The following is a 20,226-nucleotide window of genomic DNA, read 5'->3' on the forward strand; positions in this document are numbered from 1 at the left end:
CGCCGGCGTCCAGGCCGATCTTCATCACGATGAGCTCCATCAGCCCGCGCGCATTCATGAGCGAACCGGTGGCAAGGCTGTCGCGCCATCCGTAGCCCGCCATGCGCGCGCCGATGGCCCCACCGGCCAGCTTGCCGATGGTGGCCACGCCGACGATCAGCAGCATTGCGCCCACGCTCGCGCCCGTAAAGGCATTGGCGGTGGTTCCCAGCCCCGCCAGCGCGAAGAACAGCGGCATCAGCACCACGATGGAAATCGGCTCGATGCGCTCGGTGAGCGAATTCAGCAAACGGTCGTCGCGCGGCAGGCAGGCGCCGAACAGGAAGGCGCCGAACACGGCATGCAGGTGCAGCCATTCGGTTGCCAGTGCGCACACCAGGAGGCCGATCATCAGCGAGGCCATCATGGTGGTCGAAGGCTCGCCGTTGGGCGCGCGCGTGCGCAGCAGCCATGCGAAGGCCGGCTTCATGCCGAAGAACAGCACAGCCAGCAGCACGACCACGCCTGCCGTGGTCTTGAGCAGGCCGGTGTAGCCCTCGCCCCGCGCCCGCGAGGGCCACCACCAGCGCCAGCAAGATCCACGCGAACACGTCGACCACCGCCGCCGCGCTCAGCGAAAGCTGGCCGAATGGCGTGCGCGTGAGCCCGCGGTCTTTCAGGATGCGCGCCATCACAGGAAACGCGGTTATCGAAAGCGCCGCTGCCATGAACAGCGCAAACGGCCAGAAGCCCACCCCCGCCGGCGCCAGCGACGGATGCAAGGCCGGCGAGATTGCAATGCCCAGCACCATCGGCACGGCAACGCTGAGCGCCCCCACGTAGCCGGCGGCCTTCAGCTGCGCGCGCACGCCCTGCGCGGCCCGCAGTTCGAGCCCCACCACGAACATGAAGAGCACCAGGCCCACCGTCGAAAGCGACGACAGCCCCTCGAGGTGGCTCTTGGAGAAAAGCTGCGCATGCAGCGAAGGAAACAGCGCCCCCATGACGACCGGCCCGAGCATGAGGCCGGCCGCCATTTCGCCGACCACGCTCGGCTGGCCCACGTGGCGAAGCACCCAGCCGCAGATGCGCGCTGTGCTCAGGATGACGATGAGTTGCAGCAGGAGAGAGGTGGCGGACATGGACCAGAGCGCGGGTGAAGGGGAATACGCGATGTTAGTTTTGTTCAGACGCTTCGAACCAACGATCGGCCCATTGATTGAGCGGCTTGAGCCGCTTGACGAGTTCACCGCCCGATTCGGTCAGCACGTAGCCCGCGTCGGCCAGCGCAACGATGCCGCCCGCGCGCAGTTCCTTGAGCCGGTCGTTCAGCACCGAGGGCGACATGTCACCCGTGCTCACACGCAAGGCCCTGAAGCTTTGCGGCATGCCATCGCGCAGTTCCCACAAGATGCGCAGCGTGCCCTTGCGGCCCAGTTGCTCGAGCAGCCGCATCACCGGTCGGCGCGATGCAGCAGGGGCCATTGGTTCATGCGGGGCTTCGGCTTTGCTCATGAGGCGAGTTTCAAAAAATCAGGTCCTGGGCTTCTCTTGCGCTACGCATTTCGTAGCGATAGACTGCAAACGTCGCTACGCTTTTCGTAGCGATTTGAACCGCATTCTACGAAGGATTCGACCATGACGACCCTCGCGGCAACAGACAACAGCGCGCCCCGCATCCGGCCGCTCGAAGCGCCTTACCCCGAACCGATTGCCGACCTGCTGGCGCGAATGAACCCGCCCGGAAGAGCAGAAGTTCTAGCGCTGTTCCGCGTGCTGGCCATCAACCCCGAACTGGCCGAGCGCACGCTGGGACTCGGCCGCTATCTTCTCGGCCGCAAAGCCGCAATCGACCTGCGCGACCGCGAGGTGGTGATCACGCGCGTGTGCGCGCGCTGCGGCGCGGAGTACGAATGGGGTGTGCACATCGCGGCGTTTGGCGATGCAGCCGGTTTCAGCGCCACCGACAGGCGCGTGATGGCCTCGGTCACCGAAGACCTCGAACTGCTCGCACCCCGGGACCGCCTGCTGGTTCAGCTGGTCGATCAGCTGCACGACACCAGCCATGTGGACGACGCGCTGTGGGAGGCTCTGGGCGCCCACTGGAGCCCACCGCAGCTCATCGAGCTGATGATGCTTGCGGGCTGGTACCACGCCGTGAGCTACGTGTGCAACGCGGCGCGCGTGCCGCTTGAAAAATGGGCCGCACGCTGGTGAGGCCAGGCTTTCGATCGCCTGCTCCCCGGTAGCCTCAGCCGCCGTCACTCGCCTTCGGCATGCGCATCAACCGCAGTCCGTTGGCCACCACCAGCAGGCTCGCCCCCATGTCCGCGAACACCGCCATCCACATGGTGGCGCTGCCGAACACCGCAAGCACGAAGAACACGCCCTTGATGCCCAGCGCCAGCGTGATGTTCTGCCACAGCACCGAGTGCGCCCGGCGCGACAGGCGAATGGTCTCGGGCAGGCGGCGCAGGTCGTCGTTCATGATGACCACGTCCGCCGCCTCCATGGCCGTGTCGGTGCCGGCGCCGCCCATTGCAAAGCCGATGTCCGCCTGGGCGAGCGCGGGCGCATCGTTGATGCCGTCGCCCACCATGCCGGCCACGCCGTGGCGCTGCTGGAGCGCCTTGACAGCGTCGAGTTTTTCTTCGGGCAGCAGGTTGCCACGCACGTCGTCGATGCCCGCATGCGCGCCGATGGCCCGGGCCGTGGCGGCGTTGTCGCCGGTCAGCATCACGGGCGTGACGCCGAGCGAGCGAAGCTCGGCCATGGCGGCCTGCGAAGAGGGCTTGATGGTGTCGGCCACCGCAAACAGCGCGAGCACCTCCGGCCGGAGGCCAGCAGCGTGACGGTGCGCCCGGCTTCTTCATGGCGCTTCAGCTCGGCTTCGAGCGCCGGGGTGCACAGCCCCCGCTCCTCGATCAACCGATGGTTGCCGAGCACATAGGCTTGGCCCCCGTGCGTGGCCTGTACGCCGCGCCCCGGCAGGGCCGTGAAGTCTCCGACCTCCAGCGCTTCGATCTCCAGGCCCTCGGCAATGGCCTTGGACACGGGGTGATCAGAACGGCTTGCGATGCTTGCCGCAACCGCAAAGACCGCATCCTTGTCAGCCGCGGTCCCGATCAGGCTCGACTCGACCAGCCGCGGCTTGCCTTCGGTGATGGTGCCCGTCTTGTCGAGCGCCACCGCCTTCAGCTTGCGCGCCTCTTCGAGGTAGGTGCCGCCCTTGATCAGAATGCCGCGCCGCGCCGCCGAAGCCAGCGCGCTCACCACGGTGACGGGCGTCGAAATGACGAGCGCGCAAGGGCACGCGATGACCAGCAGCACCAGCGCCTTGTAGACGGCCTGCAGCCAGGTCCAGCCCATGAGCCAGGGCGTGAGCACCGCCACGGCAATGGCCAGCACGAAGACAGCGGGCGTATAGACCGACGCGAACTTGTCGACGAAGCGCTGCGTGGGCGCACGTGAGCCTTGCGCCTCTTCGACCGCATGGATGATGCGGGCCAGCGTGGTGTTGGCTGCCACCGCCGTCACGCGGAATTCAAGCGCGGCCGTCTGGTTGATGGTGCCCGCGAACACCGCATCGCCAGCCGACTTGTCGACCGGAATGCTCTCGCCGGTGACGGGTGCCTGGTCGATGGCGCTGGTTCCCTGGGTGACGACGCCGTCCAGCGGCACGCGCTCGCCGGGGCGGATGCGCACAACGGCGCCCAGCGCCACGGTGTCGGCCTTCGCCGTATTCCAGCTGCCGTCGGGCTGCCGCACTCGGCCTGCTCGGGCGCCAGCGCCAGCAGCCCCTGGATGGCATTGCGCGCGCGATCGACGGCACGGGCCTCGATCATTTCGGCAATGGCATAGAGCGCCATCACCATCGCGGCCTCGGGCCATTGGCCTATCAGGAAGGCACCCGTCACGGCCACGGCCATCAGTGCATTGATGTTCAGCCGCCCGCGCACCAGTGCCGCAAAGCCCTTCTTGTAGGTATCGAGCCCGGCCAGGCCGATGGCTCCGAGCGCAAGCGCCATCTCCATCGCAGTGAACCCGGCGCCCTCCGGCGCGAGAAAGGAAATCGTCTCGGCCGCGATGGCCAGCACCAGCGCGGCAACCAGCCGCATAAGTTCCGGCGTCATGAAGCCGGTGGCGCGCGCCGTTCCGTCGGCGGCAGGCTGCCCGCCCGCCACGTCGTTCAGCGGCTCGGGCTTGAACCCCGCCTTGCGAATGGCGGCCAGCGCATCGGGCAACGTGGCCTCATCGGCCGTAATGGCCATGGTGCGTTCGCCGAGCCGGAAGCGCAGCCCGCTGATGCCCTGAACGGGCTCGAGCGCGCGCCGGATTTCCGACTCTTCCACGGCGCAGTCCATCGTGGGAATACGAAAGAGCAAGGCGCCCTTCGGAACATCGGCGGTGTCGACAGCTGCGATGGGGGCGGCGGTCGTTGATCCACACGCGGAGTTGCCGCAGCAGGCCGTTTCGGCAGGCGCGTGGGCGTGCGGCGCCAAGGGTTTCAGGGCATTCTGGTTCGTCATGAAGACAATTGGAAACCCTGAAGCAGGTGTAGAGTCAAACGACAAATTCCTTCACTTCGTTCTTGCCGCATCATGAAAATCGGAGAACTGGCCAAGGTCGCGAACACGCCGGTCGAAACCATCCGCTATTACGAGCGCGAGCAGCTGCTGCCCGAGCCGGCGCGCACCGAAGGCAACTACCGCATCTACGACGACGAGCACGCGCAACGGCTGGGCTTTATCCGCCGCTGCCGTTCGCTGGACATGACGCTCGATGAAATCCGCAGCCTGCTGCGGTTCCGCGATGCGCCGGGCGAAGACTGCGGCCAGGTCAACCAGCTGCTGGACGACCACATCGGCCACGTGGCCGCCCGCATCTCGGAACTGAAGCTGCTGGAAAAGCAGCTGAAGGCGCTCCGCCAGCAATGCTGCGGGGCCGAGTCGGCGCAGAACTGCGGCATCCTGCAAGAGCTGGACACCGCCACGCTCGCCACGGAGCCCTTCGGGCAGCACGCGGGGCATGTGCACGGCTCGCTGCACAGCACATCCGCCAAACGCTCGTCTTGATATGCCCTGACGTGATCCAGGGCGCGATCACATCGACCGCGTGCTCACACGCGAAGCAACCCGCGAAAGCCTCTTGCCGCGTAGTAAGACTGGGCACCGTTGTGATACACGAACACCTTGCCATAGCGGTAGTCGCCGAAGAGCGCTCCGCCAAGTGAGCGAACGTCAGGCGGCGTCTTGATCCAGCTGGAAGTCTTCGCATCGAACTTGCCGAGCTTCTGCAGCTCCCGGTACTGCTCTTCCGTCAACAGCTCGATGCCCATGGCGGCCGCCATGCCGAGCGCGTTGTCCTGCGGCTTGTTTTCCTTGCGCGCGTCGAGCGCCTCACGGTCATAGCAGAGGCTCCGGCGGCCTGTCGGGCTCTCGGGGGCGCAGTCGCAGAACACGATTTGCCCGGTTTTCTTGTCCTGGCCGATCACGTCCGGCTCACCGCCGGTTTCTTCCATGGCGCCAATCGACTTCACCGCAGCGGGGTTGCTTTCGAGCCTTGCCTGAACGTCGGCCCATGCGACGCCCTTGTGGCGTTGCATGTGCTTCTCGAAGCGGGCTTGCAATGTCTGGAGCAGTTCTTGCGTCTTCATGGTTCTGCTATTTGCCTATGAGCTGGGTGAGCTTCTCCGCCTCGAAGCTCTCGTCGCGCGCCGCGTCGCAGGGCACGCAGTCCTTGGTGCCGGGGTGCGCGGACAGCTTCTCGATGGCCTGCCAAAGCAGCGCGATCTGGTGCTCCTGCCCCGCGGCACTGTCGATCAACCCGCGCATGGCCTGGCTGAGCGGGTCGTCCTCCTGCGTGATGCCGTAGGCCGAGAACTTCTGCGGCGCAGCGACATCGGCGCTCTCGCCCGCCTTCGACGGAATGATGCGCGCGGGAATGCCCACCGCCGTTGCCCCGGCAGGCACCGGCTTAATGACCACCGCGTTGCTGCCGATCTTGGCGCCGTCGCCAACCTCGAAGCCGCCCAGCACCTTGGCGCCCGCGCTCACCACCACGTTGCGCCCCAGCGTCGGGTGGCGCTTGGCGCCCTTGTAGAGCGAGGTGCCGCCCAGCGTCACGCCCTGGTAGATGGTGCAGCCGTCGCCGATCTCAGCGGTTTCGCCCACCACCACGCCCATGGCATGGTCGAAGAACACCCGCTCGCCGATCTTGGCGGCCGGGTGAATCTCGATGCCCGTGAGCCAGCGGGCCACATGCGCGATAAAGCGGGCCGGCCACTTGAAACCGTGCGTCCAACAAGCGTGCGCCCAGCGATGCAGCACCACGGCATGAAAGCCGGGGTAGACCGTGATCACTTCCCAGGCGCTGCGCGCGGCCGGGTCGCGTTCGAGGATGCACCGGATGTCGGCGCGCAAACGAGAGAACATCGCTGCCTTTGTTGTCGTTATATCGATAGGGGCCGCGCAGTCTAAAGCCGGCAGTCTTTCGCGCACGCGCGATGGGGTTTTAGCCCTTGCGCGGGCCGTTTGCGGCGTCGGCCATGGCCTTGGCGATGCCCCGCAGGATGTGGATCTCTTCGGGCGTGGGCTGGGCGCGGTTGAAAAGCTGCTGAAGCCGGGGCATCAGCTTCTTCGGCGCCTCGGGGTCCAGAAAGCCGATGTCCACCAATGAGCGCTCCCAGTGCTCGAGCATGCCCGCCACCGCCTTCGCATCGGCCGCCTGCACCGGCGCCGTGGCGTCGCGCACCGCGTAGCCGCCCAGCGCAAGGCGCCATTCATAGGCAATCACCTGGATGGCCGCCCCCAGGTTGAGAGAGCCGAACTTCGGGTCGGTGGGAATGCTCAGGGCCACGTTGCAGCGGTAGACGTCTTCATTGCGCATGCCAAAACGCTCGGAACCGAAGAGAAAAGCCACATGCTGGTCGCCCTGCTGTGCCAGCGGCTCCAGGTGTTCCCGCGGGGTGCGCGTGGGCGGGCCGAAGTCGCGCGGCACCATGGCGGTGGCGCACAGGTGGGTCACCCCGTCGAGCGCCTCGTCCAGCGTTTCGACGATGCGGGCGTTGTTCAGCACGTCGAGCGCGCCGCTGGCCCGCTGGATGGTTTCTTCCCGCCGCAGCACGTTGGCCCACCGGGGCGTTACCAGCACCAGGTCGTCGAAACCCATGGTCTTCATGGCATGGGCGGCGGCGCCCACATTGCCTGCGTGGCTGGTCTGGATCAGGATAAAACGGGTGCGCATGGAGGGTTTGGAGGCACGAAACGGGCGGAGCCGGTAAAATGACCGATTCTCGCCGCCCGCATCGCCGGGCCGCAGGGTCGCCTCCAGGGGACCTCCTCCACCGTTCTTCTCACAATCCAGAATGTCGTCCCCCAACCTGCATCCCATGCTCAATGTGGCCGTCAAGGCCGCACGCGCCGCCGGCGCCATCATCAATCGCGCCGCACTCGACGTCGAAGCCGTGCGCATTTCGCAAAAGCAGGTCAACGACTTCGTCACCGAAGTCGACCACGCCAGCGAGCAAGCCATTATTGAAACGCTGCTTGGCGCATACCCGGGGCACGGCATCCTGGCCGAAGAATCGGGCACCCAGCACGGTGCAAAAGATTCCGACTACGTCTGGATCATCGATCCGCTCGACGGCACCACCAATTTCATCCACGGCTTTCCGGTCTACTGCGTTTCCATTGCGCTGTCGGTGCGCGGCAAGATCGAGCAGGCGGTCATCTACGACCCGAGCCGCAACGACCTGTTTACCGCCACCAAGGGCCGAGGCGCCTACATGAACGAGCGCCGCATCCGCGTCTCGAAGCGCACCAAGCTCAGCGAATGCCTGGTTTCGACCGGCTTTCCGTTTCGCACGGGCGACAACTTCAAGCAGTACCTGGCCATCATGGCCGACATGATGCCCCGCATGGCGGGCCTGCGCCGCCCTGGCGCAGCCGCTCTCGACCTGGCCTACGTGGCCGCCGGCTTTACCGACGGCTTCTTCGAAACCGGCCTCAACCCCTGGGACGTGGCCGCGGGCTCGCTGCTGGTCACCGAGGCCGGCGGCCTGATCGGCAATTTCACGGGCGAGCCCGACTTTCTGGAGCAGCGCGAATGCCTGGCCGGCGCCCCGCGCATCTACGGCCAACTGGTGCCGCTGCTTGCCAAGTATTCCAAGTTTGCCGGCATCGATGACAAGATGCGCGCCAGCGACCGCGTGCGCGCCGTGTCGGACGCAGCGCGCCCCAACGCCGACGAATCGGTCGACCTGTATGCGCGCAGCACGGTGCCCGACCTGCCCGCCGCATCGCTCGACGGCGAAGCGCCCGCTCCCGCGGCCGCGCCGGCAGCACCGGTGTCGCGGAAACTCACGCGCATTCGCCGCGACGCGCCTGCCGACGGCAGCCCCTCCGAAGGCGACGCTTCCGCCAAGTGATGCAGGGGCCCGGTGCCGCCCTTCGCTTTCGTGCGGCGCTGCGTGTTGCGCTGAGCCAGTACGTCGCCAACGGCTTCAGCGTTGCGCTCGGCCTGCTGGTCATCTCGGCCGGCGCGCATTTTTGGCTCGGCACCATTGCCGCTTCCGCAGCCGCGGTGGGCGTGATCGTCACCGCCCCGCCCGACCTGCCCGGCCCGCGCCGCGGCAAGTTCTTCCAGATGCTGCCGGCCCCGCTGATCGGGCTGCCGCTCTTCTTTCTGGTGCAGCTGCTGCACACCGCGCCCATTCGCCTTGGGCTGGTGCTGGTGCCCGCCACCTTCGTCGCCTTTCTGGCCATGGCATGGGGCAAGCGCGGCATTCCCATTGCCATTGCGGTGATGTTCTCGATGGTTTTCTCGATGGCCACGCCCGCGCCGAGCGGCATGGCCGAGGCGTTGGAGCGCACCTGGCACTTTGGCCTTGGCGCCGGCCTCTACGTGATCTGGGCCAACCTGGCCAACCATGCGCTTAACGGGCGCTACCGGGTGCAGTCGGTGTCGGACGTGCTGTATTCGCTGGCCGCGCTAATGCGCACCGAGGCCACGCAGTTCACGCCGCGCGACGACACGAGCGACATCCGCGAAACCCCTGCACCCTTGCTCGGCCGGCTGCTGCGCGAACAGGCCGCGCTGGCCGACCAGCTGCAGGCCACGCGCGACATCGTGCTCGAGTCGCCGCGCACGCCGCGCCGGCAGCGGCTGGCCGCCATGCTGGTGATCGTGCTCGAAATGCGCGACCAGCTGCTTGCGAGCGAGCTCGACCTGGACGCGCTCAAGAGCCACCCCGCGCATGCCGAGGCACTCATCGAGATGCGCCGCGTGCTCGAAGAGCTGGCCGACGAAACCACCGCGCTCGGCGACTCATTGCTCATGGGCCGCCACCCCGAGCCGGTGGCCGACCGCCGGCCGCGCCTTGCATCGATTCACCTTCCCGCCGAAGAGCACGCGGCAAGCCACGGCATGCCCGGCCCCAACGCCGCCATGCTCGCGCGCGGCCTGGCAAGCCGCATCGGCCACATCAACGACGAGGTGCTGCGCCTTTCGGCCATGGCGCGCGGCGATGCCGAGCCCAACCTGGCCGTGGTGCGGGCCAACTGGCAGATGTTCGTGAGCCCGACCGACTGGTCGCTGCGGCCCTTTCTCACGCTGTGGAGCTGGGACGCGCCGCCGCTGCGGCATGCCATTCGCGCCGCGCTGGCCATTGCGGCCGGTTACGCCATTGCGGTGTCGCTGCCCTGGGGTTCGCATGACTACTGGATCTTGCTGACCATTGTGGTGGTGCTGCGCGGCAGCCTTTCGCAAACGCTGGAGCGGCGCAACAGCCGCGTGGCCGGCACGCTGCTGGGCTGCGTGCTGGCGGTGGGCCTGCTTTCCGCGCACCCGTCGCCGCTGCTGCTGCTGGCCTTCGTTACGGTGTCGCAGGCCATTGCGCACAGCTTTGCGGTGCGGCGCTACCTGATTACGGCAGTGGCGGCCACCGTGCTCGGCCTGTTGCAGGCGCACATGCTCAACACCGGCGCCGCGCCCATCTTTGCGCTCTTCGAGCGCATTGCGGATACGCTCATCGGCGCCGCGCTGGCATGGGGCTTCTGCTATGTGCTGCCGTCATGGGAGCGCGGGCAGATTCCGGCGCTGGTGGCGCGCACGCTCACGGCGCAGGCACGCCATGCACGCCTGGCGCTGGGCCTGGGCCAGCTGCAGGCAGTCGACAGCAGCCCCGAGCTCGAATGGCGGCTTGCGCGCCGCGAGGCCTACGACAGCCTTTCAGCGCTGGTGCAGGCCACGCAGCGTTCGCTGTCAGAGCCGCGTGCGGTGCAGCCGCCGCTCGAGCCGCTGGAGCACCTGCAGGCGCACAGCTACCAGTTGCTCGCGCAGCTCAGCGCCGTAAAATCGATGCTCGTGCTGCGGCGCGACCGGCTCACCCCGGGCGAAATCGAAGGCCCGCTCGCGCGCACTGCACAGCGCATCGAAGCAGCCATCGGCACCGCGCCCACCACCGGTCCCACGCTGCCCGAAAGCCCCGGCTCCACCACCGTGGGCGGCCCGATTCCCCTGCCAGACCCCTTCGACAACGACATCAGCCCCTGGCTGCTGCGCCGCCTCGATCTGGCCACGGCACTCGCTACGCAGCTGCGCGACGACGCGGCGCGCATTCTTCAACCCCTGGAGACACAAGCCACGACCACCGCTCAATGACCGAAGAGATGCTTGCCCACCCCTGGTTCGGCACCTGGCTCGCAGCCGTGATTGCCGTTCCGCTCGCGCTGCTTGTTCACCGTCTCGGCGGCCTTGTGCTGATGCGAATCACCCGTCCGGCGCCCGCGCTGCATTCGATGGTGATCAACTGCAAACCCGTGGCGCGGGTGGTGCTGCCCCTTTTGGCGCTGCTGCTGGTGTTCCAGGCCGCGCCGAGCGATCTTCGCTTCATAGGCAGCGTGCGGCACCTCAACGGCCTGCTGCTGATTGCCGCCACCACGTGGCTGGCGGTAAAGGCCATCAGCGGCTTTGCGGACGGCGTGCTCGCGCAGCACCCGTACGACGTGGAAGACAACCTGCACGCGCGCCGCGTGCTCACCCAAACCCGCGTGCTTGCGCGCACCGCCATGTCGATGGTGCTGGTGGCCGGCGGCGCGATGATGCTGATGACTTTTCCGGGCGCGCGGCAGGTGGGTGCGAGCCTGCTGGCCTCGGCGGGCGTGATCGGCATCGTGGCCGGCCTGGCGGCCAAGCCGGTGTTCAGCAACCTGATTGCCGGGCTGCAGATTGCGCTGGCCCAGCCCATACGCATCGACGACGTGCTGGTGGTCGAGGGCGAGTGGGGCCGGGTCGAAGAGATTACCGGCACCTTTGTGGTGGTGAAGATCTGGGACGACCGGCGCTTGATCCTGCCGCTGAGCTACTTCATTGAAAAACCTTTTCAGAACTGGACGCGCAGTTCGTCGCAGCTGCTGGGCGCGGTTTTCGTCTATGCCGACTACGGCATGCCACTGCAGCCGCTGCGCGCAGAGGTCGAGCGCATCGTGAAATCGGCGCCCGAGTGGGACGGCCGGTTTTTCAACCTGCAGGTAACCGACGCCACCGAGCGCACCATGCAAATTCGGGTGCTTTGCACCGCCGGCAATTCCAGCCTTGCCTTCGATTTGCGCTGCAAGGTGCGCGAAGGGCTCATCGACTTCATGCAGCGGGAGTACCCGCAGTTCCTGCCCCGGATGCGCATCGAAAGCGATGGCAAGCCGGGCCGGCAAGACACTCAGGACATGCAGCGTCAGCCCGTGCCGTCGCCGCGCTGACCCGCAGCGTGGCTGCGGCGGCGCAGCGGCGGCAGCTGCAGGTTGGTGAACGCCCGCAGCAGCCACTCCGCGGGGCCATACGCAAAGTTTTGCATCCACCAGCGGCTCAGAACCAGGTTGCCCGCAAATATGGCCAATGCGACGCCAAAGGTTGCCAGCGGCCCGATGGTGCCGATCCACCGCAGCCCGTAGGCCAGAAAGATCCACGCGCAGACCAGCGATTGCAGCAGGTAGTTGGACAGCGCCATGCGCCCCGCAGGCGCCAGCCATTGCGCCAGCACGCGGCCAGGCCCGGTCTGGAACACCAGCAGCATGCCGGCTGCATAAGCGGCCGCCAGGAACGGTGCCGTCAGCAGCGTGGCCGCCAAGCCCTGGATCTGGCGCGCCACATCGTTCAGCCGCATGGCAGGCAAGGCATAGACCAGCGCACCCGGCACGCCGACGAGCAAGCCCCAGAACAACACCCGCCGCAGCAGCTTGCCATGCGCCTCTGCATGCGCGAGCAACCCGCGCTTGCCGGCAATGAACCCCGCAAAGAACATGGCCAGCGCCTCGGGTGCCTGTACCAGCGCGGTGATCCACCACACCTGCGACAGGTCGCGCAGGTGCTGCACCATCACCATGGTCGGCGAGGCACGGTAGGCGGCCAGCGCCCTGGCCGCGTCGGCGTAGGCGGCTTCGTTGGCCAGCCGCATGTCCGCATGCGTTACCAGATAGCCAACGGCGGCCCACGCCAGCGACACAAGCAGCACCAGCCCGATGGCCGCGCACGCCATGAACACATCGCCCCGTCGCCGCAGCAACAGCAGCACCGCGCCCAGCACCGCATATGTGGTGAGGATGTCGCCGTAATAGAGCACCACGGCATGCAGCACGCCGATGACCCACAGGCCCACCAGCCGCCGCACCATGCGCGGCGCAAAGCGCTTGCCGTCGCGCTCCGCCGCCCGCATCTGCAGCGTGAAGCTGTAGCCGAACAAAAACGAGAACAGCAGGTAGAACTTGGTCTCGAACACAAACGCCCGCACGAACGAGGCGCTGCGGTCGGCCAGCGAAACAGCGAGCGGATCGGGAATGCCCAGGCCGTAGTAGGTAGATGCGAAGCTTGCGATGTTGACCACCAAAATGCCCAGCAGCGCAAAGCCGCGCAGCGCATCGACCAGGTGCTGGCGCTCGTTCGTCGTTTCTTTCGGGGCAGGCGTCATTCAGGCTTTCTTGGCTTCAGGGGTAGATTGGCGCCACCCGCGCCGCGGCGGCCGCGGTCTGCCTTGGGCAGCACCGCCTCTTCGACCATGCGCTCCGCCCGGGCGTGCAGGCGGTGCAGCGACTCGTCGAGCCGCGCCGCGTCGTCGTCGCTCAACGCGCCCAGCAGCTCGGTGTTGATTTGCGTGACCAGCGGAAACAGCTCTTCATACAGCGCCTGCCCGCTTTCGGTGAGCCCCAGCCGCACCTGCCGCCGGTCGCCCGGCCGCACCACGCGCGACACCAGGTGCTTGGCGACCAGCGAACCGACCGCCTTGGAGGTGCGGGCCCGGTCCAGTTGCGCATGCTCGGCCAGCTCGGAAGAACTGAGCTCGCCGCGGCTTGCCAGCACCGCAACCAGCCGCCATTCGCGCCGGGTAATGCCAAAGCGCCCCTCGCACAGCCGGATGACCATGCTGCCCGCCACCGACAGCAGGCGCGACAGCCGGTACAGCAGCAAATCGTCCAGCGGGCGGCGCGGCGCGGTCATTTGGGGTTAGTCCGGGGGATGGTTGATTAGATCAATCGAATGTAGCGTCTCTAAAGTCGTTCGCAGCCGCGGCACCTGGGCCGAGCGGCGCCACCGAACGAGAACCGGAGACATCGACATGCCCTGCCCTGATTTCGACCGCCGCCAGATCGTTGCCGCCCTGGGCGGCCTTGCGCTGGCTCCGCTTGCACCATTGGCCAACGCACAGGCGTTTACGCCCGGCCAGCCCATCAAGGTGCTGATTGGCGTGCCCGCCGGCGGCACGCAAGACGTGCTGACCCGCGCCATTGCAGAGCAGGTGCGCGACACGCTCGGCCCGCTCATCGTGGACAACCGCTCGGGCGCGGCGGGCCGCATTGCGGTGGAAGCGGTAAAAACCGCGGCGCCCGACGGCCGCACCCTGCTGTTGGGCACCGCCAGCATGATGACCATGTTTCCAAGCGCCTACCGCCAGCTGTCGTACGACCCGATCAAGGACTTTGTGCCCATCATCAATGCGGCGCGCTTCGAGCTGGCGCTGGTCGTGCACAAGGACGTGCCGGCCAACACGCTGGCCGAGTTCATCGCCTGGGCCAAGGCGCAGGGCGACAAGCTGAGCTTTGCTTCTTACGGCGCCGGAACGCCTTCGCACTTCTTGGGTGAAATGCTCAACCGCGCGGCCGGGCTCAAGATGGTTCATGTGCCGTACCGCGGCTCTACGCCGGCACGGCAAGACGTGATGGGCGGCTCGGTGCCCGTGTACTTCGACACCATTGGCGGCGCGCAGCAGCTGCTGCCTTCGGGCCGCGTGAAGGTGCTGGCCACCAGTGGCGACAAGCGTTCTCCGCTGATGCCCAACCTGCCCTGCTTTGTAGAGAGCGGCTACAAGGACGTGGTGGCCACCGCCTGGTTTGCCTACTACGCGCCCCTTAAGACGCCGCAGCCCATCGTCGACAAGCTGCGCGCCGAATTCACCCGCGCCATCAATTCGCGCGAAGTGCGCCAGCAACTGCTGCAGAACGGCATGTACCCCGTGGGCGACAACAGCGACGCACTCTTGAAGACCATGCGCGAAGACACGGCACGCTGGGCAGGCATCATGAAGGCCGTGAACTTTCAGGCCAACGATTGACTGAACGACTGAACAACCAAACGACTGATCGACTGAACGAGGAGGAACCCGACATGCTGAACAACACCCCCACCAACACCCCCATCACCCGCCGCCTTGCCGCGCTGCTTGCCGCAGCCGGCCTCATGGCCTCCATGGCCGCCGTAGCGCCCCAGGCAAGCGCGCAAGCGCTCGACAGCCCGCTGCACATCGTGGTCGGCTACGCACCGGGCGGTGCCACCGACCGCGTGGCGCGCATCGTCGGCGACAAGCTGGCAGCGCGCCTGGGCGTGCCCGTGGTGGTCGACAACAAGCCCGGCGCCGGCGGCCGCCTTGCGGCCCAGCAGGTCAAGAACACCCCCGCCAGCCAGAACGTGCTGATGCTTGCCAACCCCGCCGTGATGGTGGTGGCGCCGCTCGTCTTCAAGGACAACAACTACGACCCCGAGCGCGACTTCGTGCCCGTGTCGCACGTCAACGCCTACGACTTTGCGCTGTCTGTGTCGCCCCACCTGCCGGTGCGCGAACTCAACCATTTGCTCGCCTGGATGCGCGCCAACCCCAACCAGGCCAACGTGGGCGTGCCCGCCACCGGCAGCCTGCCGCACTTCTTCGGCCTGATGGTGGGCGAAAAAGCCAAGGTGCAGACGCAGATCATCGGCTACCGCGGCTCGGCCCCGCTGCTGAACGACCTCATCGGCGGCCAAGTGCCGATTTCGGTCGACACCGAAGACGTGGTGCTGCCGCAGCACAACGCCGGCAAGCTGCGCATCCTGGCCCTTTCGGGCGCCAAGCGCTCGCCCTTTGCGCCCAACATTCCCACCTTCAAGGAAGCCGGCCTCGACCTGGCCGCCACCGGCTGGAACACCTTCTTTGCGCCCGCCAGCATGCCCAAGGACAAGGTCGAACGCCTGTCCAACATGATTCGCGACGTGATGCAAGACGCCGACACCCAGCGCAAGTTCAAGGACGCTGGCATGACCCCCGTGGTGAGCACGCAGGCGCAAACCGCCGCAATGCTCAAGGCCTACAAGGCGCAGTGGGCGCCCGTCGTTCAAAAGTCTGGCTACCAGCCCTGAACAACCGCCTCGCTTCAGACAGACCGACAGACAGACACATGAAAAGACCCAACATCATCTTCATAGTGGCCGACGACCTCGGCTACGCCGACCTTGGCTGCTATGGCGGCCGCGACGCCGCATTCGGCCCCGTGTCGCCCGTGCTCGACGGCCTGGCCGCCAACGGTTCGAAGCTCACCCAGGGCTACTCGAACTCGCCCGTGTGCTCGCCCACCCGCTTTGCCATGATTACCGCGCGCTACCAATACCGCCTGCGCGGCGCGGCCGAAGAGCCCATCAGGAGCAGCAGCCGCGGCAGCACCACGCTCGGCCTGCCCACCGACCACCCCACCCTGCCGTCATTGCTGAAGGCCGGCGGCTACCAGACCGCCCTCATCGGCAAATGGCACCTGGGCTACCCGCCCCACTTTGGCCCGCTGCGATCGGGGTACGACGAATTCTTCGGTCCCATGTCGGGCGGCGTCGACTACTTTACGCATTGCGACTCCACCGGCCAGCACGACCTGTGGTTTGGCGAAGAAGACAAGAAAGAAGACGGCTACCTGACCGACATTCTTTCGAAACGCGCAGTCGACTACGTCGAATGCATGGCCGCCAAACAGAAGCAGCAGCGAAGAAGGAAAAGAAGCCCCCTTCTTCTTGAGCCTGCACTACACCGCCCCCCACTGGCCGTGGGAAACCCGCGACGACGCAGACAAAGCGCCCACCGTCAAAGACAACCTCTTCGACCTGGCCGGCGGCAACTTTCATGTGTACCGCCGCATGATCCATCACATGGACGAAGGCATCGGCTGGATCATGGCCGCGCTCGAAAAGCACGGCATGGCCGACAACACCCTGGTGGTGTTTACCAGCGACAACGGCGGCGAACGTTTTTCAGACAACTGGCCCCTGGTCGGCGGCAAGATGGACCTGACCGAAGGCGGCATCCGCGTGCCATGGATCGCGCACTGGCCCGCAGTGATCGCCAAGGGCAGCGGAGTACGCAACTCTGCATGACCATGGACTGGTCCGCCACCATGCTCGACGCGGCCGGCGTGAAGGCCGATGCGACCTACCCGCTCGACGGCGTGTCGCTGATGCCTGTGCTGAAGGATGCGAAGCACAGCTTCCGCAGGCCGCTGCACTGGCGCATGAACCATCGCGGGCAGGAAGCGATGCGCGACGGGGACTGGAAGTACCTGAAGGTGGATGGGAACGAATACCTGTTCAACATTCCGGCTGATGAGCGCGAGCGGGCGAATCTGGGGAAGAAGGAGCCGGAGAGGCTGGCTGCGATGCGCGAGGAATGGGCGGCTTGGAACGCGACGATGCCTGGGATTCCGGAGGATGCGACTGTTAGTTTGGGGTATTCGGTTAAGGATATGCCGCAGAGGTAGGACGGAGTGGGCATGGGTCGGTGGCTGCTTAAGACTAAAAACAGTCGTTGACGTCAAGGTTCGAGCGACCGGTATTCGTGAGACCGGGCATCTGCGCCGCTAGCATTGCCGTCGTCAACCGCTTGCGGCGATGCGGAGCAGGACCACCCGGATAGTTTCGTGCCTCGCAACCGCGGCATCCTGGCAACGACAACCCTAGACGCTCGGCAAAGTTCTGCCGCTGCAAATGATCGTCAACGACTTCGCTCCCCTGGTCATGGCGACATAAAGGTCTTTGGTACCGAGCGAGTCGGCGTCCAAGATCACCGCATGGTCGTACTCGAGCCCCTTGACCAGCAACGTCGTGCCAATGAGCTTCTGGTGCCTGATCGGCCTGCCCGTGTGCCGCATTTCCCTCTGGTACAGGTTCGCCGCTTCAAGGAACGTCGCCCCTGCCCCGTCTATGTGCAGCTTCAGGACGTTCATGAAGCGGTAGAGCAAATCCCGACGGTAGGCCGCAGTCTCAGGGTTGTCCCTCAGCAGCAAGACAAAGGCTTTGAGGTTCTTGCTCGTCGGAGTCGTGAGATACAGGTTCGCCGCCGCCAGCAACTCGGGATACTTCGTGGCCTTCGTCTCCTTGGCAAGGCGCTCTTCTCGTTCGTTAAGAAGCTTGACTCGGCGAAGACCACGAAGGCCAGGTTCCTGCACGTCGTGGACTTCGCCAAGGACTGCTTCACCGCCGTCGACAAGGCGCTGACCGCTGGCACCAAGCTTGGCAACATTGGATCCGCGAAAGCAGGCGTCAACGTCTTGAACCACTGATCACCGCGGGTTGTGTCTTTGAACCAACCTGCCTTCTTCGCCGCCAACCCAATGTCGGCTCGCAGCTTGGCACTCTCAACCCACTTTCCAATGTCTTGATCCAAATCGGCCATAAACCGCGAGCGCACCTGGTCGTATGCGGGAAACTCAACACATCCTGCGCAAGCTCGACGCTATCGATCACGCTGGCCCACGGCAAATCCTGAAAAGCCCGTTCCTCCAACGACAACTTGCCGTCCCATACCGTCACGGGAATGCCAAGAGCAACGAGCTCGGCCACGTCAGCCGGTGAGAACTGGTCGTCAGCGTCGGCGTCGGCAAGAACCGCCACTTCATAGCAGAGCGACTTGAAGGCTTTCGCCAGTGCCCTGACCTTGTTGCCGCTGGCCGCATTGAGCAGGGACAGGCCGTGGTACGAAAACGGATCTTTGCCCTTGCCTAGCTGGTAGTCGTCAAAGCCCCTCAAGAAGCCCACCTCCGTGGCCCCCTCGCAAACGAGAACCTTCTTTGCCAAGAACGCTTCCGTGCTGGACCGAATCTTCCCCTGAACTTCGTGCTCTTTGAGACTGTCGGATGCGGCCGAAATGATCTGAACACTTCCGTCCTTGCTGTGGACTATGTAGAGCTCGCCCACGGTGAGTTCACGAAGCACGACAGGTGAATGGGTCGTCAGGAAATACTGACCCCGCTTGTCCTCTCGCACGTGCTTCAAGAGCCGAGAAATGCGGTGAGGCTCAAGCCCGAATTCAACCTCGTCAAAGAGCGTCACATGGCCTTCTTCAAGGCCCATTTTCTGAATGCCGCACAACAGCATTCGCCGTGACCCCAGACCCAACTGGCGAAGCGGAATGTCGCCGTCATGAAGAGCGAGGCCCCCGACCTTCAGGTTCACCGAACTCAGATCCAAGTGGGCCTTATAGGCGTCCACAACAGGCACCCCCAAAATCTTTGCCACCTCCTGAGACTTCACCGCAGCAGCGTCAAAGTTCTTCAAGGTGTTGGGCCTGTCAGCGTCAAGTGAGGTCCGGGCCGTTCTTGAAGCATTGGCAAGCAACTCGTTCAAGCTCTGGGCTTCAGTAAGCTTCGCCACGGTTCGTGACCCACCAAGCTATGCCGTGCTGCTTGGTCGTCTTGTCGGCCTTGCCGGTGTCAATGTGATAAATCTTGGCCGTGCCGTAGCCGGGCACTTCAACGTCCACAATCGAGAGGGACGACTTGCTGATGTCGGCAAACGAAATGGGAGTGCCGTTCAGGCTGACCTTGAAGGACGGGTTAGCAAGGAACCGACCACCAAGGAGCTCTCTGGCCTGTTCAACCGTGAGGTTGGTCTGACGGATTTCGCCTTCGCCTGTGATCGTCGTGCCATGCCCTTCAACACCCTTCTCAACGAACTCCACGAGTTCAGTGATGAGGGGCTTGTTGGCCGTGCGGCTGACCTTGTAGACGATCTTTTGGCCGTCCTTGACAGAGGTGACGACGTAGTTCTTGGTGAGGCAGAAGCTAGCGAAGCGGCCCTTGCCGTTCTTGCCGAAGACGAAGCGTGGAAGACCTTCTACACCTGGTGGGGGTGCCGCCGTGAGTCCGGTCTTGGCGATACGGTCATAGGACATGGCACGCCAGATGTAATCGAACTCGGCCTTGGTCATTCCCTTACCGTTGTCCGAAATGGAGAACTGCTTGTTCTTCTTCGAATCGGGCCAGCTTATGTCGACCTTCGTCGCATAGGCGTCCCAGCAGTTGGCAACGAGCTCAACGATGGCCGTGCTGGGGTTGGTGATGATGGAGCCAGCCCAGCTTTCAAGAAAGCGGTTTTCATAAAAAATGTCTTCCTGCTGCACAGACCGCCCCCATTTTTATTGCAATGAGATCCATCCGACGCCCACACCTTCGCTAAGCTGATGGCGGCTAGGGCCAAAGGCTAAGGTTCAATCACGAACCAATGGTTCGTCTTGTCATAGTGAGCGTATTCTCCGCCACCCACGTGTAATTCGCACTTCGGAGAACCATGCGTGGAATTTCTCGTCGGAAAAATAGCTGCTGCTCTCGGCAAGCAAGCTGTTGGCCGTGGCTCGTTCCAAGCTTGTACTGAAGTAGCTGATCTCTTGTTGCGAGATAGATCCCGCCGAACTTGAGCGTGTTTTTGCCCCTCGACATGTTTAGGAGCGTATGCACGCCATGAGCAGCAAAGCTGCTTCCCAGCCATTCGGGCGAGTGGGCCGGTCCGTTGAAGAAAGCTGCCGTTGGCGGCCGGGATCGAAAGACGGTTCACGCTGCATACCGGACTTCGAGCCCGTCACCTCGACGCACAGCTGGGTACATGCCTCGATATATGACACACGCCAAGGCCCGCATGACGCCTCCGCGCTCCGCACGCACATGAGAGAGGAGAGGGGCAGGTCGGGACCTTCGC

The 20,226-nt window shown here is 65.1% G+C and carries 17 protein-coding genes and 3 pseudogenes; 8 read left to right on the forward strand and 12 right to left on the reverse strand.

Going from position 1 to position 20,226, the window contains the following annotated elements; translation table 11 throughout:
- The 3 genes and pseudogenes from M0765_RS00005 to M0765_RS00015 form a co-directional block, all read right to left on the reverse strand.
- On the reverse strand, positions 1 to 502 hold a 502-nt coding region (locus M0765_RS00005; RefSeq protein WP_258501282.1), incomplete at its 3' end, for a cation:proton antiporter domain-containing protein.
- Positions 503 to 602: 100 nt separating this feature from the next.
- Positions 603 to 1,121 (reverse strand): annotated as a pseudogene (locus M0765_RS00010) (cation:proton antiporter); the annotation flags it as partial.
- A 34-nt stretch (positions 1,122 to 1,155) separates the two neighbouring features.
- On the reverse strand, positions 1,156 to 1,494 hold the full coding sequence (locus M0765_RS00015) for a winged helix-turn-helix transcriptional regulator (RefSeq protein WP_258501283.1): 339 nt from the start codon (positions 1,492 to 1,494) through the stop codon (positions 1,156 to 1,158).
- Positions 1,495 to 1,617: 123 nt separating this feature from the next.
- On the opposite strand from M0765_RS00015, the gene M0765_RS00020 reads away from it, so the two are divergent.
- Positions 1,618 to 2,196, forward strand: a complete 579-nt coding sequence (locus M0765_RS00020; RefSeq protein ID WP_258501285.1) for a carboxymuconolactone decarboxylase family protein — start codon at positions 1,618 to 1,620, stop codon at positions 2,194 to 2,196.
- 34 nt (positions 2,197 to 2,230) lie between these two features.
- Here the strand turns inward: M0765_RS00020 and M0765_RS00025 are convergent.
- Positions 2,231 to 4,508: pseudogene (locus tag M0765_RS00025) on the reverse strand (heavy metal translocating P-type ATPase).
- A gap of 72 nt (positions 4,509 to 4,580) precedes the next feature.
- On the opposite strand from M0765_RS00025, the gene cadR reads away from it, so the two are divergent.
- The gene (cadR, locus tag M0765_RS00030) at positions 4,581 to 5,054 is read left to right on the forward strand and encodes a Cd(II)/Pb(II)-responsive transcriptional regulator (protein ID WP_258501287.1); all 474 of its coding nucleotides are present in this window, start codon (positions 4,581 to 4,583) and stop codon (positions 5,052 to 5,054) included.
- A 44-nt stretch (positions 5,055 to 5,098) separates the two neighbouring features.
- On the opposite strand, the gene M0765_RS00035 is transcribed toward cadR, so the two are convergent.
- From M0765_RS00035 to M0765_RS00045, 3 genes are read right to left on the reverse strand one after another with little or no spacing between them, the layout of a single operon-like run.
- Entirely contained in the window at positions 5,099 to 5,635 is a 537-nt protein-coding gene (locus M0765_RS00035; RefSeq protein WP_258501288.1) for a DUF4256 domain-containing protein, read from the reverse strand.
- A gap of 7 nt (positions 5,636 to 5,642) precedes the next feature.
- Entirely contained in the window at positions 5,643 to 6,434 is a 792-nt protein-coding gene (cysE, locus tag M0765_RS00040) for a serine O-acetyltransferase (protein ID WP_258501334.1), read from the reverse strand.
- Positions 6,435 to 6,492: 58 nt separating this feature from the next.
- Positions 6,493 to 7,224, reverse strand: a complete 732-nt coding sequence (locus M0765_RS00045) for an RNA methyltransferase (protein ID WP_258501290.1) — start codon at positions 7,222 to 7,224, stop codon at positions 6,493 to 6,495.
- Between the two features lie 121 nt (positions 7,225 to 7,345).
- Between M0765_RS00045 and M0765_RS00050 the strand changes: the two genes are divergently transcribed.
- Genes M0765_RS00050 through M0765_RS00060 form a run of 3 tightly spaced genes read left to right on the forward strand, consistent with a single transcriptional unit; the run spans position 7,346 to position 11,735 of the window.
- Positions 7,346 to 8,407 carry an inositol monophosphatase family protein gene (locus tag M0765_RS00050; RefSeq protein WP_258501292.1) on the forward strand — a complete coding sequence of 354 codons (1,062 nt, stop codon included), beginning with the start codon at positions 7,346 to 7,348 and terminating at the stop codon, positions 8,405 to 8,407.
- Positions 8,407 to 10,641 carry an FUSC family protein gene (locus M0765_RS00055; RefSeq protein WP_258501293.1) on the forward strand — a complete coding sequence of 745 codons (2,235 nt, stop codon included), beginning with the start codon at positions 8,407 to 8,409 and terminating at the stop codon, positions 10,639 to 10,641. Before M0765_RS00050 ends, M0765_RS00055 begins: the two co-directional genes overlap by 1 nt.
- The gene (locus M0765_RS00060; RefSeq protein WP_258501294.1) at positions 10,638 to 11,735 is read left to right on the forward strand and encodes a mechanosensitive ion channel family protein; all 1,098 of its coding nucleotides are present in this window, start codon (positions 10,638 to 10,640) and stop codon (positions 11,733 to 11,735) included. The genes M0765_RS00055 and M0765_RS00060 overlap by 4 nt, the downstream gene beginning before the upstream one ends.
- On the opposite strand, the gene M0765_RS00065 is transcribed toward M0765_RS00060, so the two are convergent.
- Together M0765_RS00065 and M0765_RS00070 are read right to left on the reverse strand one after the other, a co-directional pair.
- Complete coding sequence (locus tag M0765_RS00065) at positions 11,711 to 12,940, reverse strand: DUF418 domain-containing protein (protein ID WP_258501296.1); 1,230 nt, start codon at positions 12,938 to 12,940, stop codon at positions 11,711 to 11,713. The genes M0765_RS00060 and M0765_RS00065 overlap by 25 nt on opposite strands.
- Positions 12,937 to 13,467 (reverse strand): MarR family winged helix-turn-helix transcriptional regulator, encoded by a 531-nt coding sequence (locus tag M0765_RS00070; protein ID WP_258501298.1) that lies wholly within the window; start codon positions 13,465 to 13,467, stop codon positions 12,937 to 12,939. The genes M0765_RS00065 and M0765_RS00070 overlap by 4 nt, the downstream gene beginning before the upstream one ends.
- 118 nt (positions 13,468 to 13,585) lie before the next feature.
- Here M0765_RS00070 and M0765_RS00075 point away from each other — a divergent pair, with 118 nt between their 5' ends.
- The 3 genes and pseudogenes from M0765_RS00075 to M0765_RS00085 all read left to right on the forward strand — a co-directional run bounded on the left by M0765_RS00075 (position 13,586) and on the right by M0765_RS00085 (position 17,015).
- Entirely contained in the window at positions 13,586 to 14,578 is a 993-nt protein-coding gene (locus tag M0765_RS00075; protein ID WP_258501299.1) for a Bug family tripartite tricarboxylate transporter substrate binding protein, read from the forward strand.
- Between the two features lie 53 nt (positions 14,579 to 14,631).
- Complete coding sequence (locus tag M0765_RS00080; RefSeq protein ID WP_446751523.1) at positions 14,632 to 15,636, forward strand: Bug family tripartite tricarboxylate transporter substrate binding protein; 1,005 nt, start codon at positions 14,632 to 14,634, stop codon at positions 15,634 to 15,636.
- Positions 15,637 to 15,674: 38 nt separating this feature from the next.
- A pseudogene (locus M0765_RS00085) lies at positions 15,675 to 17,015 on the forward strand (sulfatase family protein).
- A gap of 195 nt (positions 17,016 to 17,210) precedes the next feature.
- Here M0765_RS00085 and M0765_RS00090 read toward each other — a convergent pair.
- From M0765_RS00090 to M0765_RS00100, 3 genes are all read right to left on the reverse strand, one after another.
- Entirely contained in the window at positions 17,211 to 17,813 is a 603-nt protein-coding gene (locus tag M0765_RS00090; RefSeq protein ID WP_258501301.1) for a hypothetical protein, read from the reverse strand.
- Positions 17,797 to 18,810: an ATP-dependent nuclease gene (locus M0765_RS00095; RefSeq protein ID WP_258501302.1), complete on the reverse strand. Its 1,014-nt coding sequence runs from the start codon at positions 18,808 to 18,810 to the stop codon at positions 17,797 to 17,799. Before M0765_RS00095 ends, M0765_RS00090 begins: the two co-directional genes overlap by 17 nt.
- 79 nt (positions 18,811 to 18,889) lie before the next feature.
- Positions 18,890 to 19,654, reverse strand: coding sequence for an ATP-binding protein (locus M0765_RS00100; protein WP_258501303.1), 765 nt, complete (start codon positions 19,652 to 19,654; stop codon positions 18,890 to 18,892).
- Positions 19,655 to 20,226 lie beyond the last annotated feature (572 nt).

It is taken from the genome of Variovorax sp. S12S4, from assembly GCF_023195515.1.
GTDB lineage: Bacteria > Pseudomonadota > Gammaproteobacteria > Burkholderiales > Burkholderiaceae_C > Variovorax.